Source organism: Vibrio gallicus, from assembly GCF_024346875.1.
Classification (GTDB): domain Bacteria; phylum Pseudomonadota; class Gammaproteobacteria; order Enterobacterales; family Vibrionaceae; genus Vibrio; species Vibrio gallicus.
This window is the reverse complement of the sequence record NZ_AP024871.1, coordinates 2,512,002-2,528,163: the sequence shown is the minus strand read 5'-3', so window position 1 is coordinate 2,528,163 and position 16,162 is coordinate 2,512,002. Positions and strand designations below refer to the sequence as shown.

At 43.0% G+C, this 16,162-nt stretch carries 19 protein-coding genes; all 19 read left to right on the top strand.

Annotated features, from left to right (window positions below; all coding sequences use genetic code 11):
* The first annotated feature begins 337 nt into the window (after positions 1-337).
* The 19 genes from OCU28_RS11855 (at position 338) to atpA (ending at position 16,135) form a co-directional block, all read left to right on the top strand.
* Complete coding sequence (locus tag OCU28_RS11855; RefSeq protein ID WP_261816348.1) at positions 338-1,096, top strand: amino acid ABC transporter substrate-binding protein; 759 nt, start codon at positions 338-340, stop codon at positions 1,094-1,096.
* Positions 1,097-1,233: 137 nt separating this feature from the next.
* Positions 1,234-1,905, top strand: a complete 672-nt coding sequence (locus tag OCU28_RS11850; protein WP_261816347.1) for an amino acid ABC transporter permease — start codon at positions 1,234-1,236, stop codon at positions 1,903-1,905.
* Positions 1,902-2,639, top strand: coding sequence for an amino acid ABC transporter ATP-binding protein (locus tag OCU28_RS11845; RefSeq protein ID WP_261816346.1), 738 nt, complete (start codon positions 1,902-1,904; stop codon positions 2,637-2,639). Before OCU28_RS11850 ends, OCU28_RS11845 begins: the two co-directional genes overlap by 4 nt.
* A gap of 245 nt (positions 2,640-2,884) precedes the next feature.
* Positions 2,885-3,019 (top strand): 50S ribosomal protein L34, encoded by a 135-nt coding sequence (rpmH, locus tag OCU28_RS11840; RefSeq protein ID WP_261816345.1) that lies wholly within the window; start codon positions 2,885-2,887, stop codon positions 3,017-3,019.
* A 45-nt stretch (positions 3,020-3,064) separates the two neighbouring features.
* Complete coding sequence (gene rnpA, locus OCU28_RS11835; protein WP_261817490.1) at positions 3,065-3,379, top strand: ribonuclease P protein component; 315 nt, start codon at positions 3,065-3,067, stop codon at positions 3,377-3,379.
* A complete protein-coding gene (gene yidD, locus OCU28_RS11830; RefSeq protein WP_261816344.1) occupies positions 3,355-3,615 on the top strand; it encodes a membrane protein insertion efficiency factor YidD in 261 nt (86 codons plus the stop codon). Before rnpA ends, yidD begins: the two co-directional genes overlap by 25 nt.
* Before the next feature lie 2 nt (positions 3,616-3,617).
* Entirely contained in the window at positions 3,618-5,243 is a 1,626-nt protein-coding gene (gene yidC / locus OCU28_RS11825; RefSeq protein WP_261816343.1) for a membrane protein insertase YidC, read from the top strand.
* A 125-nt stretch (positions 5,244-5,368) separates the two neighbouring features.
* Positions 5,369-6,730: a tRNA uridine-5-carboxymethylaminomethyl(34) synthesis GTPase MnmE gene (gene mnmE, locus OCU28_RS11820; RefSeq protein ID WP_261816342.1), complete on the top strand. Its 1,362-nt coding sequence runs from the start codon at positions 5,369-5,371 to the stop codon at positions 6,728-6,730.
* Between the two features lie 9 nt (positions 6,731-6,739).
* Entirely contained in the window at positions 6,740-7,174 is a 435-nt protein-coding gene (gene mioC / locus OCU28_RS11815; RefSeq protein ID WP_261816341.1) for an FMN-binding protein MioC, read from the top strand.
* A gap of 452 nt (positions 7,175-7,626) precedes the next feature.
* Positions 7,627-9,525, top strand: a complete 1,899-nt coding sequence (gene mnmG / locus OCU28_RS11810; protein ID WP_261816340.1) for a tRNA uridine-5-carboxymethylaminomethyl(34) synthesis enzyme MnmG — start codon at positions 7,627-7,629, stop codon at positions 9,523-9,525.
* A complete protein-coding gene (gene rsmG, locus OCU28_RS11805; RefSeq protein WP_390623780.1) occupies positions 9,525-10,166 on the top strand; it encodes a 16S rRNA (guanine(527)-N(7))-methyltransferase RsmG in 642 nt (213 codons plus the stop codon). The genes mnmG and rsmG overlap by 1 nt, the downstream gene beginning before the upstream one ends.
* Before the next feature lie 2 nt (positions 10,167-10,168).
* A complete protein-coding gene (locus tag OCU28_RS11800) occupies positions 10,169-10,942 on the top strand; it encodes a ParA family protein (protein ID WP_261816339.1) in 774 nt (257 codons plus the stop codon).
* 25 nt (positions 10,943-10,967) lie between these two features.
* Positions 10,968-11,858, top strand: a complete 891-nt coding sequence (locus tag OCU28_RS11795) for a ParB/RepB/Spo0J family partition protein (RefSeq protein WP_261816338.1) — start codon at positions 10,968-10,970, stop codon at positions 11,856-11,858.
* 143 nt (positions 11,859-12,001) lie between these two features.
* Entirely contained in the window at positions 12,002-12,391 is a 390-nt protein-coding gene (locus OCU28_RS11790) for a F0F1 ATP synthase subunit I (protein WP_261816337.1), read from the top strand.
* 8 nt (positions 12,392-12,399) lie between these two features.
* The gene (gene atpB, locus OCU28_RS11785) at positions 12,400-13,203 is read left to right on the top strand and encodes a F0F1 ATP synthase subunit A (protein WP_261816336.1); all 804 of its coding nucleotides are present in this window, start codon (positions 12,400-12,402) and stop codon (positions 13,201-13,203) included.
* Between the two features lie 50 nt (positions 13,204-13,253).
* Positions 13,254-13,511 carry a F0F1 ATP synthase subunit C gene (gene atpE, locus OCU28_RS11780; RefSeq protein ID WP_261816335.1) on the top strand — a complete coding sequence of 86 codons (258 nt, stop codon included), beginning with the start codon at positions 13,254-13,256 and terminating at the stop codon, positions 13,509-13,511.
* Between the two features lie 50 nt (positions 13,512-13,561).
* Positions 13,562-14,032, top strand: coding sequence for a F0F1 ATP synthase subunit B (gene atpF / locus OCU28_RS11775; protein WP_261816334.1), 471 nt, complete (start codon positions 13,562-13,564; stop codon positions 14,030-14,032).
* Between the two features lie 14 nt (positions 14,033-14,046).
* On the top strand, positions 14,047-14,580 hold the full coding sequence (atpH, locus tag OCU28_RS11770; protein ID WP_261816333.1) for a F0F1 ATP synthase subunit delta: 534 nt from the start codon (positions 14,047-14,049) through the stop codon (positions 14,578-14,580).
* A gap of 13 nt (positions 14,581-14,593) precedes the next feature.
* Positions 14,594-16,135 carry a F0F1 ATP synthase subunit alpha gene (atpA, locus tag OCU28_RS11765; RefSeq protein WP_261816332.1) on the top strand — a complete coding sequence of 514 codons (1,542 nt, stop codon included), beginning with the start codon at positions 14,594-14,596 and terminating at the stop codon, positions 16,133-16,135.
* The last annotated feature ends 27 nt before the right edge of the window (positions 16,136-16,162 follow it).

Sequence of the window (16,162 nt, the reverse complement as noted above, 5' to 3'; positions counted from 1 at the left end):
GACGACCCCACAGTGCATTTTAGAAAAATAAGAGAGTAATTTTACCCCCAGTTTATCAAGATCGCTAGCAAATGATCGCAGATCCAGTGCATAAGATCTAAGTTATTCACAATTTCACTCGTTTTTTACCTAGGATCGATGATATTACCCACAGAAATATCCCCTACAGTGAGATCAACAACTATAATCCCGCATTTATCCCCACAGTTTTTCACAGCCTAAAGCGCAAATAGTAACCATTATGCATATGAATAGTTATTAGTAATAACACTTAGTTATTAAGAGGCCGCAACAGTTCGCTGTACTATTCGCAGAATAATAATTAGGAGTTATTTTTATGAAAAACTGGATAAAAGGTTTGGTATGCGCTACTGCACTAATTGCTAGCCTAGGCCAAGCAGCTCAAGCTGCAACTGAAGTCAAAGTTGGAATGTCAGGCCGCTACTTCCCATTTACCTTTGTTGAAAAGGACAAACTTCAGGGGTTTGAGGTAGACATTTGGGACGAAATTGCCAAACGTAATGACTACGATGTCAAATTTGTAACTTCTAACTTCTCTGGTTTGTTCGGCATGTTAGAAACAGGTCGCATCGATACCATCTCAAACCAAGTTACCGTTACAGAAACTCGCAAAGCAAAATTCTTATTTTCTGATGCTTATGTAGTGGATGGCGCACAGATTACTGTTCGCAAAGGCAATGACTCAATCAAAAGCTTTGAAGACCTAAAAGGCAAAACCGTTGCGGTTAACCTAGGTTCGAACTTTGAGCAACTATTGCGCAGCCGCGATAAAGACAATCAAATCGATATCAAGACCTATGACACAGGTATTGAACACGATGTAGCGCTAGGCCGTGCTGATGCATTTGTTATGGATCGCCTTTCAGCTCTAGAGCTAATTAAAAAAACAGGTCTGCCTCTACAGTTAGCAGGGACTCCATTTGAAACAATAGAAAATGCGATGCCTTTCGTTAATAACGAGAAAGGTCAAAAGCTGCAAAAAGAGGTCAATACCGCTCTTTCTCAGATGCGTGAAGATGGCACCTTGGCTAAGATTTCGCAAAAGTGGTTTGAAGCCGATATAACTAAGAAATAGAGTGTGAGAATAGTCTTAGGTCACAGTGTACAGACTTAACCCTGTACGTGAATAAGTCTGCCTTAGACTAGAGATATAAAATTAACTCACTATTTCTAATGAAGTAGTGGGTTTGTTGTTTTTATAAGAGATGCATTATGGGCTTTGATTTTAATTACATGCTTGAGTTGCTGCCAATTCTGTTCAAGTACCTCAGTATAACCATGGAAATGGCTCTTTTAGGCGGGGTGTTTGCCCTAGTTTTGGCGGTAATCTTCGCCAATATTCGAGTTTTTGAAATACCAGTACTAAACCAGATAACACAGCTATACATTAGCTTCTTTCGTGGCACTCCACTACTGGTTCAATTGTTCTTGCTTTACTATGGCCTACCGCAAATTTTTCCTATCATGGTTGGTATTGATGCCTTCTCAGCCGCCGTCATCGGGTTAACATTGCACTTTGCTTCCTATATGACCGAAAGTATTCGAGCTGCAATTATCGGTATTGATCGCAGCCAAATGGAAGCAAGCGTTTCTATTGGTATGACAAAGCGCCAAGCTATGCAGCGAATCATTTTGCCACAAGCAACTCGTGTCGCCCTGCCTTCATTGATGAACTATTTCATAGATATGATCAAATCGACATCTCTTGCATTTACACTTGGCGTTGCCGAAATCATGGCAAAGGCACAAATGGAGGCGTCGTCAAGCTTTCGCTTCTTTGAGGCATTCTTAGCTGTAGCTCTTATTTATTGGGGAGTTGTTGTCATTCTTACTCGCATTCAAATAATTGCTGAGAACCGTCTAAATAAGGCTTACCAACGATGATTAAACTACAGAATATTCATAAACGATTCGGCGACTCAGAGATTCTCAAAGGCATTGATATTGAGATCGAAAAAGGCGAGATAATCGTCATTATCGGCTCTAGTGGAACAGGAAAATCAACCCTATTACGCTGTGTCAACTTCCTAGAGCACGCAGAGCAAGGCCAAATAGTAATAGATGATGCTAGTGTAGATTGTAGCAACCACACCAATAAAGAAGCGTTAGCTCTTAGACGAAAAACTGGCTTTGTATTTCAAAATTATGCCCTGTTTTCACATATGACTGCTCGGCAAAACATAGCTGAAGGGCTAATTACAGTTCGAGGCTGGAAAAAAGATAAAGCCCTTAGTAAGGCGCAGCAGATCCTAGATGACATCGGACTACAAGACAAGGGTGACAGCTATCCTGCAGCCCTTTCTGGTGGTCAACAACAACGTGTGGGTATAGGACGAGCCATGGCCCTTCAACCCGAGCTATTATTATTTGATGAACCTACCTCAGCCCTTGATCCAGAGTGGGTTGGCGAAGTGCTAAGCCTGATGAAAAAACTGGCTACGCAGCATCAGACTATGCTGGTGGTTACCCATGAAATGCAGTTTGCTAGAGAAGTCGCCGATAGAGTGATCTTCATGGCTGAAGGCAACATTGTAGAACAGGGAAAACCTGAGGATATCTTTGGAAACCCTCAAGATCCTCGCCTGAAAAAGTTCTTAAATCAGGTTGGGATCGAATAAGATCCTTGAGATTTTATAAACAAACCGTATAATCCGTCGACCGGAATTTAAGGTATTGCTTTTTATTTATTATAAAAGTCCTTACCTAGCTTAAACCAATCATTGACTAATTATGAGTCAATGATTACAATTCCGCCTCTTTGTTGAGAGACGTCGGATTTTCTCTCTATAAAGGAGAGAGAAACTAAAATCCACGTCGGGTTTAACAAGACCTAGAAAACTACTGATCAGTAAAGGTAAATACCATGAAACGCACTTTTCAACCTTCAGTTCTAAAGCGTAAACGTAGTCACGGCTTCCGTGCTCGTATGTCTACTAAGAACGGTCGTAAAGTAATTAACGCTCGTCGTGCTAAAGGCCGTGCTCGCCTTTCAAAATAATTCGCGATTATTTTGACTAAGTACGCGTTCTATCGGGAGTTACGTCTGTTAACTCCCGAACATTATCAAAATGTCTTTGAGAAAGCTCACCGAGCTGGCTCCCCTCACTTCACAATCATTGCTCGCAAAAATACTCTCCAACACCCACGCCTTGGGTTAGCCGTTCCAAAGAAACAGATTAAAACAGCAGTTGCTCGTAATCGTTTTAAACGAATAGCAAGAGAAAGCTTTCGCATTAATCAGCATAAACTCCCTAACAAAGATTTCGTTGTTATTGCAAAGAAAAGCGCACAAGACTTAAGCAATGATGATATGTTTAAACTCTTCGATAAATTATGGCAAAGACTTTCTCGCCGCTAGCGTGGATCGCCATAGGCCTAGTTTACTTTTATAGAGTAGGCATAAGTCCTCTTATTGGGCCGAGATGTCGCTATACTCCAACCTGTTCAGAATATGCGATCCATGCATTAAAAATACATGGATTTGTAAAAGGTTGTTGGTTATCCGGCAAACGTCTATTAAAATGCCACCCTTTGAATGATGGCGGTTACGACCCCGTACCACCTAAACATAACACGACAAACAGAGATAAATAACGATGGGTTCTCAACGTAATATCTTGGTTATTGCTCTAGCTATGGTTTCTTTTCTACTGTTCCAACAGTGGCAAAATCATAAGAATCCACAAGCTCCAGCAGCAACTCAAGCACAATCTAACAACGCATTGCCTGCGCCTACGTTTGCAGATGAAATGGCTGAAAATACCGCCACTCAAGCAAACAAGAATGCAAGCCTTGTAAACGTTAAAACGGATGTTCTCACTCTATCTATCGATGCTTTCGGTGGTGATGTGGTGTCTGCAGAACTAAACAAGTACGCAGCTGAGTACGGCTCAGAGCAGCATTTTGTTTTACTTGATAAAAAAGGCAGCGAGCAATATATCGCTCAGAGTGGTTTGATTGGTCCTCAAGGGATCGACTTGAGCAGTACTTCTCGCCCTAACTATCAGGTTTCAGCTGATTCATTCCAACTTGCTGACGGTCAAGATGAACTTCGTGTACCAATGACCTATAAAGCAAACGGTATTACATATACTAAGACCTTTATCTTAAAACGCGGTAGCTATGCTATTGACGTTGTATATGATGTAGCGAATAACTCAGCTAGCAATGCAACAGTAGGTATGTATGCCCACCTTCGCCAAAACCTGAAAAAATCAGGTGGCAGCTTAACTAAGCCAACTTATCGTGGCGGTGCGTATTCTTCAGAAGATACTCGTTATAAGAAATACACCTTCGATGACATGCAAGATCGCAACCTGCAAGTTAACCTACCAAATGGTAATGGTTGGGCGGGTATGCTTGAGCACTACTTTGCATCAGCATGGATTCCACGTGACGCACAAGGTTCTAGCATCTACACCCGTGTTGTGGGTGGCCTAGGTGATATTGGTGTTCGCTTACCAAACCAAACCATTGCTGCTGGACAATCAACTCAACTAAAAGCAACTCTATGGGTCGGTCCTAAGCTTCAAGACCAAATGGCGACAGTAGCTCCTAACCTAGACCTTTCTGTTGACTACGGTTGGTTATGGTTTATTGCTAAACCTCTACACGGATTACTTTCTATAATCCAAGGTATTACTATCAACTGGGGTCTAGCAATTATTGTACTTACCTTTATTGTTCGTGGTGCTATGTATCCACTAACTAAGGCTCAGTACACCTCAATGGCAAAAATGCGCATGCTTCAGCCTAAGCTACAAGCAATGCGTGAGCGTATTGGCGATGATCGTCAACGCATGAGCCAAGAAATGATGGAGCTATACAAGAAAGAGAAAGTAAACCCACTAGGTGGCTGTTTACCGCTCGTTCTACAAATGCCTATCTTCATTGCATTATACTGGGCATTGATGGAATCAGTTGAGCTTCGTCACTCACCATTCTTTGGTTGGATCACTGACCTTTCGGCTCAAGACCCGTACTACGTCCTTCCGCTATTGATGGGTGCAAGTATGTTCTTGATTCAAAGAATGAGCCCAACAACGGTTACAGATCCAATGCAACAGAAGATCATGACCTTCATGCCGGTTATGTTTACTTTCTTCTTCCTTTGGTTCCCATCTGGTCTAGTTCTATACTGGTTGGTATCGAACATCGTTACGCTGATTCAGCAAACGTTGATCTACAAAGGTCTAGAGAAAAAAGGCTTACACTCTAAATAGAGCTTAAGTTAGCCAATGTTAATAAAAGAAGGCGACCTTAGGGTCGCCTTTTTATTTTCTATAATTTGAGCAACTTACTGTTGTTTAAGTATACAATTTACCTAATTATCCCAATTGAGACCAACATGACTAACGATACTATTGTGGCCCAAGCCACAGCGCCAGGACGTGGCGGAGTAGGCATAATTCGAGTTTCAGGCCCGCAAGCAGATGACGTAGCCAAACACCTCGTCGGCAAGAGTTTGGCAGCACGCAAAGCCGAGTATCTTCCCTTTCTTGCAAGCGATGGTACACAGATAGATCAAGGCATTGCCCTATTCTTCCCTAACCCACATTCTTTTACTGGTGAAGATGTATTAGAGCTCCAAGGACACGGTGGTCCGGTAGTAATGGATATGTTGATTAAGCGTATTCTAGAATTGCCAAACATACGCCCAGCACAACCTGGAGAGTTCTCTGAGCGCGCATTCCTCAACGACAAGATGGATCTAACCCAAGCTGAGGCCATCGCTGACTTAATAGAAGCCTCCTCAGAACAAGCTGCGAAATCAGCACTCAAGTCATTACAGGGTGAATTTTCCAGCAAGATCGCAACCTTAGTCGAGTCGCTAATCCACCTGCGTATCTATGTTGAAGCCGCCATTGACTTCCCAGAAGAAGAAATCGATTTCCTTGCCGATGGAAAAGTCGGTGGTGATCTACAAACCATTATCGACAACTTGGAAGCAGTGCGTCTTGAAGCCAATCAAGGTGCAATCATGCGTGAAGGTATGAAAGTCGTAATCGCTGGTCGACCAAATGCCGGTAAATCAAGCTTGCTGAATGCCCTATCAGGTAAGCAAACTGCGATTGTGACAGAGATAGCAGGAACCACTCGTGACGTATTACGTGAGCACATCCATATCGATGGTATGCCGTTACATATCATAGACACAGCAGGCCTTAGAGAGGCCTCTGATGAGGTAGAAAGAATCGGTATAGAGAGAGCATGGGAAGAAATAGCTCACGCTGACCGTGTATTATTTATGGTCGATGGAACCACCACTACCGCAACTAACCCTCACGATATCTGGCCAGATTTTGTTGATCGATTACCACAAAACATCGGTATTACGGTCATTCGCAATAAAGCAGACCAAACTCAAGAGGCGCTGGGTATCTGTCATGTAAATGACCCTACATTAATTCGTCTAAGCGCTAAAACCGGCGAAGGCATTGAATCACTGCGCACTCACCTAAAGCAGTGTATGGGTTATGCGGGCAACAATGAAGGGGGCTTTATGGCTCGCCGTCGCCACCTAGAGGCGTTAAACAAAGCCGCTGAGCATCTACAAACTGGCCAGCAGCAACTTGAAGGCTTCATGGCTGGTGAGATCCTAGCTGAAGAACTGAGGATCACCCAACAATACCTAAATGAAATCACCGGTGAGTTTAGTTCAGACGATCTTCTAGGTCGTATATTCTCGTCATTCTGTATTGGCAAATAGAGGTAAATAATGATCCACTTAATTACAGGAAGTACCCTTGGTGGGGCTGAGTATGTAGCTGACCATTTGAGCGACCTTTTACAGCAAAACCAACGACAATCTGAGATTCACAATCAACCAAACCTAGCGGATATTCCAACCGAAGGCACTTGGTTAGTGGTCACCTCCACTCATGGAGCGGGTGACTATCCAGACAACATAAAAAGCTTTATCAGACAGCTACAACAGACCCCACCGAACACTCAAAAGCTAAGGTTTGTGGTCATCGCTATTGGGGATTCAAGCTATGACACCTTCTGCGCAGCTGGTCGTCACTGCCATGAACTACTGACAGATATAGGCGCAACTCCACTTAGTGAATGCTTTACTATCGATGTATTAAATCACTCAGTCCCAGAAGAAGCTGCTGAAGCTTGGTTCGAAGAACATAAACACCTTTTTTAATCTCTCATATGGTCGCTCGGTTGATTTATTAACTGGCGACCTTCTCTCTATTTGTTCATAATTTAGGCATTCAAACACTTTTTTTTTGTGGATAACTACAGGCTTTTCCAGTGATCAACTTATAGTTATTCAAGGATAACTTATTATGATCTTACCCCCTGTGTATAACTAGGCATTTAGATCCCAGCTAATACAGAGTTAGATCCTGTATAGATCACAGCAATTGATCGTCCCAAACCACTTGATCTTGTTGATCATTTATTAGTTATCCACACAAGATCGTCTCCTTAATAATAGATCTAATAAAAGATCTATATAAAGATCTTATATATATAAAGGAGCTCTCTAAATGTGGAAAAGATTTAAAAGCAATTTTCTAATGATCAGAAAGAAGGTAGAATACGCGTCCTTTTTGTTCACTTGTTTCACGATAGATAATTCGAGGCCAACTCATGCTTTATCACGAAAAATTTGATGTCATCGTCGTTGGCGGTGGTCATGCTGGCACGGAAGCAGCTCTTTCAGCAGCTAGAACAGGTCAAAAAACGTTATTGTTAACGCACAATATCGATACTTTAGGCCAGATGTCATGTAACCCAGCAATTGGTGGTATTGGTAAAGGTCATCTTGTGAAAGAAGTGGATGCTATGGGTGGTTTAATGGCTAGAGCTATTGATCACGCTGGTATTCAGTTTAGAACTCTAAACGCATCTAAAGGCCCAGCAGTTAGAGCGACACGCGCACAAGCAGATCGGGCTTTGTACAAAGCTTACGTACGCAACGAACTGGAAAATACACCCAATCTAACCCTGTTTCAGCAATCGGTAGATGATCTTATCGTTGAACAAGATCAAGTTCGTGGCGTTATTACCCAGATGGGGCTCAAATTCGAAGCCCGTGCGGTCGTATTGACCGTTGGCACCTTTTTAGGTGGCAAGATCCACATTGGTATGGAAAGTGCAGCAGGAGGCCGCGCAGGCGATCCTCCATCGATCTCTTTAGCGCATCGTTTACGAGAATTACCATTTAGGGTTGATCGTTTAAAAACAGGGACTCCTCCGCGAATCGATGCACGAAGCGTCGATTTTAGTCAGTTAGACGTACAGCACGGTGATAATCCGACGCCGGTATTCTCATTTATGGGCAGTCGTAGCCAGCATCCACAACAGGTGCCTTGTTATATCACCCACACCAATGAACAAACCCATGATGTTATTCGAAATAACCTCGATCGCAGCCCTATGTATGCCGGCGTTATTGAAGGGATTGGTCCTCGCTATTGCCCATCTATCGAAGATAAAGTGATGCGATTTGCGGACAAAAACAGCCATCAAATCTTTATTGAACCAGAAGGGCTAAGCACCCATGAGCTATACCCTAACGGTATATCAACCAGCTTGCCGTTCGATGTTCAAGTTCAGATTGTTCGTTCGATGAAAGGGTTTGAGAACGCGCATATCGTTCGTCCTGGCTATGCAATTGAATATGATTTCTTCGACCCACGCGACCTTAAGCAAACCTATGAGACCAAATTTATCCAAGGGCTATTTTTAGCTGGACAAATCAATGGTACAACAGGCTATGAAGAAGCTGCCGCTCAAGGCCTGATGGCGGGTTTGAACGCGAGTCTATACTCTCAAGATAAAGACGGTTGGTCTCCGCGTCGGGATCAAGCATACATGGGCGTATTAATTGATGATCTTTCAACAATTGGTACGAAAGAACCTTATCGTATGTTTACTTCACGTGCAGAATATCGATTGTTATTACGTGAAGACAATGCTGATATTCGATTGACTGAAAAGGCGCATGAATTAGGCTTAATTGATGAAGCTCGCTGGACGCGATTTAATCAAAAGTTAGAAGGCATAGCGAATGAGCGCCAGCGTTTAGCTGGGGCTTGGATAAACCCTAAATCTGAAGGGGTAAATGAGCTCAATCAGTTACTAAAAACACCACTTACTCGTGAAGCGAGTGGGGAAGATCTGCTACGTCGCCCAGAATTAACTTATGATAAATTAACTGAGTTGGTTAATTTTGCTCCGGCTATCGATGACCTTCAGGCTGCAGAGCAAGTTGAGATACAGGTTAAGTACGAAGGATATATTCAGCGCCAACAAGATGAGATATCTAAGTCCCTTCGTCATGAAAATACGAAATTACCAGCAGAGTTGGATTACACTGAAGTCTCCGGATTATCGAATGAGGTTGTCGCTAAGCTCACCGAAGCCAAGCCTGAAACCCTTGGTATCGCATCACGAATTTCAGGTATAACACCAGCAGCGATTAGTATTTTACTGGTGCATTTGAAGAAAAAAGGTTTACTAAAAAAGGGTGAGGAAGCCGCATAATGAGCTTACATCAACAGCTATCGGCCCTCGTTGCCAAGACTGAATTACAGGTTAATGAAACCCAATTAAATCAGCTTGTAGGTTATGTTGAGTTGTTACATAAATGGAACAAAGCGTATAACTTAACTTCGGTACGCAATCCTAGTGATATGCTAATTAAGCATATCATGGATAGCATCGTTGTTTCGCCACACCTACAAGGCTCACGTTTTATTGATGTTGGCACGGGACCGGGTCTACCGGGCATTCCATTAGCTATCATGAATCCAGATTGTGAGTTTGTATTGCTTGATAGTCTTGGTAAACGAATCCGTTTTATCAAACAAGTGTTGCACGAACTAAAAATCGATAATGTTTTGCCAATGCAGAGCCGTGTTGAAGAATTTCAACCGCAACAAAAATTTGATGCTGTTTTGAGCCGGGCATTTGCATCCATGACTGATATGGTTAATTGGTGCCGACACCTACCAAACAACGAGCAAGGTGTATTCTTAGCTCTCAAGGGACAGGTTTCTCAACAAGAGATAAATGAGCTTCCAAGCTGGTGTAGCGTGATCCAAGTCAAAGCTTTGACGGTTCCTGAGCTTGAAGGTGAAAGACATCTTGTAATCTTACAAGACCAAGATCAGGGAAGAGATTAAACGTGGGAAAAATAATATCGATAGCCAACCAGAAAGGTGGTGTGGGTAAGACGACTACATGTGTCAATCTTGCAGCATCAATGGCCGCAACTAAGCGTAATGTACTTGTTATTGACCTCGATCCGCAGGGCAATGCAACTATGGCCAGTGGGGTTGATAAATATCAGATAGAAACCACTGCCTATGATCTTTTAGTTGAAGAGGCTCCCTTTTCTGAGGTTGTTGTACCTTCACCAACTGGAGGTTATGACCTTATCGCTGCCAATGGAGATGTCACGGCTGCAGAAATTAAATTGATGGAAGTCTTCGCTAGAGAGGTTCGCTTAAAGAATGCCCTAGCGAGTGTAAAAGATGATTACGATTTTATCTTTATTGATTGTCCACCGTCTCTTAATCTACTTACCATCAATGCTATGGCGGCATCTGACTCTGTTTTAGTGCCGATGCAGTGTGAGTATTTTGCGCTTGAAGGCTTAACAGCACTCATGGATACCATCAGTAAACTAGCTGCGGTCGTCAACGAAAACCTTAAAATTGAAGGGTTGCTGCGAACTATGTTTGACCCTCGAAATCGTCTTTCAAATGAGGTTTCAGAGCAGTTGAAAAAGCACTTTGGGAGTAAGGTATATCGTACTGTTATCCCTCGTAACGTGCGTTTGGCTGAAGCTCCGAGTCACGGTAAACCTGCTATGTATTATGACAAAAACTCTACTGGCGCTAAGGCATACTTAGCTCTGGCTGGAGAGATGCTTCGTCGTGAAGAAATAACCGCTTAATTATAAATCTGTAAGGAAAATATCAATGTCAAAGCGTGGTTTAGGTAAAGGACTTGATGCACTACTTTCAACTAGTGCGATGGCAAGAGATAAACAGACGCCTTCTCAGGTTACCTCAGCTCCTAAATCAGAGAATGGTGAGCTAAAAGATATTGCTATTGATTGCTTACAGCCAGGTATCTATCAACCGCGTAAGGAGATGGATGCGGATGCCCTTAGCGAACTTAGTGCCTCAATTGAATCGCAAGGCATCATACAACCTATTGTTGTACGCCAACTATCGTCTAGTAGCTATGAAATCATAGCGGGCGAGCGTCGCTGGCGTGCAGCGACACAAGCGGGCCTTAAGAAGGTTCCTTGTGTTGTTAAAAAAGTTCAGGATAAAGCCGCTATTGCTATGGCGCTTATTGAAAATATTCAGCGAGAGAACCTGAACGCTGTAGAAGAAGCTCAAGCCCTTGAGCGCTTGCAGGCTGAATTTGAACTTACCCACCAACAGATTGCCGATGTTATCGGTAAATCCCGCACTGCAGTCAGTAATTTATTGCGTCTTAATCTGCTTCAAAGTGAAGTTAAAAAACTTGTCGAGCAACAAAAATTAGAGATGGGTCATGCCCGAGCTCTACTTAGTTTGCAAGATGAACAGCAAGTTGAGGTCGCAAATGAAGTCGCCAAACGTGGCTTAACCGTTCGTCAAACCGAACAATTAGTAAAAAAAGCACTGACTCCTACCGCAAAAATCGAACAAAAAAACAACGATCAGCAAGCTGAAATTTGGTCTGAAAAGCTGTCAAAAAGCCTTGGAAATTCAGTTTCATTGACCAGAAACAAGAACGGGTCCGCTAAATTGACAATTAGTGTTGATGAACCTCACAAATTAGAACAGCTTATCGCTAAGTTAGAGCACATCGTGTGATAATTTGAGTTGTCTAAATAACACGCATATAGGCACTTAGTTGCTTGTGTTTTTAGTGCAAGTTTGCGCATAATGCGTGACGATAAATATAAAATTCGAAATTTTAACATCAAGTTAAAATTGTATTTCGAGGTAATGAATACATGGTAACAGCGCTGGCAAAACCTGGGCGAGAACTCGCAGGGCGATTGCTTATGATGGAGCTAAGCGTGGTTATTTTCATGGCTGTTGGAATGAGCATTACGTTCAATCCAAGTTGGGGGGTATCAGCACTCATCGGTGGTGGCATTTTTGTCATCGCAAATGCCGTGTTCTCTATGTTTGCTTTCATGTATGTAGGAGCAAGAGCGATCAAATTGGTCACTTTTTCATTCTACTTCGGAGAAGTTCTCAAGATCCTTCTAACGGTTGTATTGTTCTCAATAGCCTACGTGTATATGGAGTTGGAACTTGTTCCGCTCAAACTAACCTATTTGCTGGTATTACTCATAAATATGTTTGGACCAGTGTTTTTAATTAACAAAAGAAAATAGGAAAAGTTATGGCTACGCCTGGTGAAGCGTTGACATCTTCCAGTTATATTGACCATCACTTACAACATCTATCTTTAGCTAAGTTAGGTATTGTAGCTGAAGGCAGTTTCTGGAATGTGCATATCGATAGCCTGTTCTTTTCTATGCTAACTGGGGTGTTATTCCTTTGGGTATTTCGCTCTGTAGCAAAGAAAGCAACTACTGGTGTACCAAGCCGATTGCAATGTTTTGTTGAAATGGTAATTGAGTTCGTTGGTGAGAACGTTCGCGATACATTCCATGGACGCAATCCATTGATTGCACCATTGGCATTGACCATTTTCGTATGGATTATCTTAATGAACTTGATGGACCTTGTGCCTATCGATTTCCTTCCGTATCCAGCCGAATTAATGGGTATTCCTTATCTGAAAGTTGTCCCAACTGCAGATGTGAATATCACAATGTCCATGGCACTAGGTGTGTTTGCCTTGATGATTTACTACAGCATCAAGGTCAAAGGCATCGGTGGTTTTGCAAAGGAGTTAGCATTACATCCATTTAATCATCCGTTGATGATTCCGTTTAACCTGTGCTTAGAAATTATTTCGCTACTCGCGAAGCCAGTTTCTTTAGGTATGCGTCTATTCGGTAACATGTTTGCGGGTGAGGTTGTTTTCATTCTTTGTGCTGCAATGCTGCCTTGGTACTTACAGTGGGTAGGTTCCCTACCATGGGCTATCTTCCACATTTTGGTTATTTTGATTCAAGCCTTTGTATTTATGATGCTAACAATTGTGTATCTATCAATGGCTCATGAAGACAATCATTAATAATAAAAATTTTTAACCTAACTCTAAAATAAAATTGGAGAAATCTAAAAATGGAAACTGTTCTAAGTTTTTCTGCTATTGCTGTTGCCATCATTGTAGGTCTATGTGCAGTAGGTACTGCTATCGGCTTCGCAATCCTTGGTGGTAAATTCCTTGAGGGCGCTGCTCGTCAACCTGAAATGGCTCCTATGCTTCAAGTTAAGATGTTTATCATCGCTGGTCTACTTGATGCAATCCCAATGATCGGCATCGTTGTCGCTCTGCTATTCACATTCGCAAACCCATTTGTTGGCCAACTAGCTGGTTAATCGATAGATCAATCTAAAACTTTATTGATTAACTAAGAGGGGTAGCTGTTGTGGAAATGAACGCAACTCTGCTGGGTCAAGCAATAAGCTTCGCAATGTTTGTGTGGTTCTGCATGAAATATGTATGGCCACCAGTGTTGCAAGCTATTGAAGAACGTCAGAAAAAAATTGCTGACGGTCTAGTTGCCGCTGAACGCGCAACTAAAGACTTGAACCTGGCACAAGCCAACGCTTCTGACCAAATGAAAGAAGCGAAGCGCACAGCAACTGAGATCATCGATCAGGCTAATAAGCGTAAAGCTCAAATTCTTGATGAAGCTCGTGAGGATGCACAGGCAGAACGCCAAAAAATCCTTACTCAAGCTGAAGCAGAAGTTGAAGCTGAACGTAGCCGTGCACGCGATGAACTGCGCAAACAAGTTGCTACTCTGGCTATTGCTGGTGCCGAGAAAATCCTGGAGCGCTCTGTCGATAAAGACGCGCAAAAAGATATTCTTGATAACATTACTGCAAAACTTTAATACAAGGGGCGCTTATGTCTGATTTGGTAACAATCGCACGCCCCTATGCTAAAGCAGCTTTCGATTATGCGGTGGAAAAGAACGCGTTAGACCAATGGGGTCAAATGCTGGCTTTTACTGCTGAAGTAGCAAAGCACGATAAAATTTCTGACATTCTTGATGGCTCTGTAACTGCCAGCAAGCTCTCTGAAATCTTTATTGCGGTTTGTGGCGAACAACTTGATGAGCATGGTCAAAACCTGCTCAAGGTAATGGCAGCGAATGGTCGCCTTAAGGCACTGCCTGCTGTATTTGCTGAATTCGTGGTTCTTAAACAAGAGCACGATAAAACTGTTGATGTAGAGGTTGTTTCTGCAACTGAACTGAGCCAGCAGCAAATAGACAACATTACCAGCAAGCTTGAATCGCGTTTTGAACGCAAAGTGAAGCTGAATTGCAGTATAGATGAGACCCTTCTAGCAGGGGTTATTATTCGAGCCGGAGACCTTGTCATCGATAACTCAGCACGTGGTCGTTTGAACCGCCTGAGCGATGCATTACAGTCTTAATGGGGATTGGAGCATGCAACTTAATTCCACGGAAATTAGCGATCTAATTAAACAACGCATCGAGTCTTTCGAGGTTGTTAATGAAGCTCGCAACGAAGGTACTATCGTTTCGGTAAGCGATGGTATTATCCGTATCCACGGCCTTGCAGATGTTATGCAAGGCGAAATGATCGAACTACCGAGTGGCCGTTTTGCACTCGCACTTAACCTTGAGCGTGACTCGGTTGGTGCAGTAGTAATGGGCCCATATGCTGACCTTCAAGAAGGCATGAAAGTAATAGGTACTGGTCGTATCCTTGAGGTACCAGTAGGTCCAGAAATGCTAGGTCGTGTTGTAAACACCCTAGGTGAACCTATTGATGGTAAAGGACCAATTGATGCGAAAATTACTTCTCCAGTAGAAGTTATCGCACCAGGTGTAATCGACCGTAAATCGGTAGATCAGCCAGTACAAACAGGCTATAAGTCAGTTGACTCAATGGTCCCTATCGGTCGTGGTCAGCGTGAACTTATCATCGGTGACCGTCAGACTGGTAAAACAGCGATGGCAATCGATGCCATCATTAACCAGAAAGATTCTGGTATCTACTCTATCTATGTAGCTATTGGTCAGAAAGCATCTACTATCGCAAACGTGGTACGTAAGCTTGAAGAGCACGGTGCGTTGGCAAATACCATCGTAGTTGTGGCTTCTGCTTCTGAATCAGCAGCACTGCAATACCTTGCTCCATACGCAGGTTGTGCAATGGGTGAGTACTTCCGCGACCGTGGTGAAGACGCACTAATCGTCTATGATGATTTGTCTAAGCAAGCGGTAGCGTACCGTCAAATCTCTCTACTACTGAAACGTCCACCAGGCCGTGAAGCATTCCCTGGTGACGTATTCTACCTTCACTCTCGTCTACTAGAGCGTGCAGCTCGCGTAAGCGAAGAGTATGTAGAGCGTTTCACTAACGGTGAAGTGAAAGGAAAGACGGGTTCTTTGACCGCGCTTCCTATCATCGAAACCCAAGCGGGTGACGTTTCAGCGTTCGTACCGACTAACGTAATCTCGATTACAGATGGTCAGATCTTCCTACAAGTTGAACTGTTCAACGCCGGTGTTCGTCCAGCGGTTGACCCAGGTATCTCAGTATCTCGTGTAGGTGGCGCAGCGCAAACCAAGATTATTAAGAAACTGTCCGGTGGTATTCGTACCGCATTGGCGCAGTATCGTGAATTGGCAGCATTTGCTCAGTTCTCTTCTGATCTTGATGATGCGACTAAGAAGCAGCTTGACCACGGTGCCAAGGTTACTGAACTGATGAAACAGAAGCAGTACGCTCCTATGTCAGTATTCGACCAAGCATTGGTAATTTTCTCTGCTGAGCGTGGCTACTTAGAAGATATTGAAATCAATAAACTTCTAGATTTTGAAGCTGCGTTACTGTCGTACGCTCACGGTCAATTTGCTGATTTAGCAAACGAGATCGACCAGACGGGTGCTTTCAATGATGAGATTGAAGCAAAGCTAAATCAAATCTTAACTGATTTTAAAGCAACCCAAACTTGGTAATAGGTCGGTGACTTGAGAGAGTCACCT

What these genes read in the sequence shown, in the direction of transcription:
- OCU28_RS11855 (WP_261816348.1), top strand. Translation starts at nt 338, where the DNA reads ATGAAAAACTGGATAAAAGGTTTGGTATGCGCTACTGCACTAATTGCT.
- OCU28_RS11850 (WP_261816347.1), top strand. Translation starts at nt 1,234, where the DNA reads ATGGGCTTTGATTTTAATTACATGCTTGAGTTGCTGCCAATTCTGTTC.
- OCU28_RS11845 (WP_261816346.1), top strand. Translation starts at nt 1,902, where the DNA reads ATGATTAAACTACAGAATATTCATAAACGATTCGGCGACTCAGAGATT.
- rpmH (WP_261816345.1), top strand. Translation starts at nt 2,885, where the DNA reads ATGAAACGCACTTTTCAACCTTCAGTTCTAAAGCGTAAACGTAGTCAC.
- yidD (WP_261816344.1), top strand. Translation starts at nt 3,355, where the DNA reads ATGGCAAAGACTTTCTCGCCGCTAGCGTGGATCGCCATAGGCCTAGTT.
- yidC (WP_261816343.1), top strand. Translation starts at nt 3,618, where the DNA reads ATGGGTTCTCAACGTAATATCTTGGTTATTGCTCTAGCTATGGTTTCT.
- mnmE (WP_261816342.1), top strand. Translation starts at nt 5,369, where the DNA reads ATGACTAACGATACTATTGTGGCCCAAGCCACAGCGCCAGGACGTGGC.
- mioC (WP_261816341.1), top strand. Translation starts at nt 6,740, where the DNA reads ATGATCCACTTAATTACAGGAAGTACCCTTGGTGGGGCTGAGTATGTA.
- mnmG (WP_261816340.1), top strand. Translation starts at nt 7,627, where the DNA reads ATGCTTTATCACGAAAAATTTGATGTCATCGTCGTTGGCGGTGGTCAT.
- rsmG (WP_390623780.1), top strand. Translation starts at nt 9,525, where the DNA reads ATGAGCTTACATCAACAGCTATCGGCCCTCGTTGCCAAGACTGAATTA.
- OCU28_RS11795 (WP_261816338.1), top strand. Translation starts at nt 10,968, where the DNA reads ATGTCAAAGCGTGGTTTAGGTAAAGGACTTGATGCACTACTTTCAACT.
- OCU28_RS11790 (WP_261816337.1), top strand. Translation starts at nt 12,002, where the DNA reads ATGGTAACAGCGCTGGCAAAACCTGGGCGAGAACTCGCAGGGCGATTG.
- atpB (WP_261816336.1), top strand. Translation starts at nt 12,400, where the DNA reads ATGGCTACGCCTGGTGAAGCGTTGACATCTTCCAGTTATATTGACCAT.
- atpE (WP_261816335.1), top strand. Translation starts at nt 13,254, where the DNA reads ATGGAAACTGTTCTAAGTTTTTCTGCTATTGCTGTTGCCATCATTGTA.
- atpH (WP_261816333.1), top strand. Translation starts at nt 14,047, where the DNA reads ATGTCTGATTTGGTAACAATCGCACGCCCCTATGCTAAAGCAGCTTTC.
- atpA (WP_261816332.1), top strand. Translation starts at nt 14,594, where the DNA reads ATGCAACTTAATTCCACGGAAATTAGCGATCTAATTAAACAACGCATC.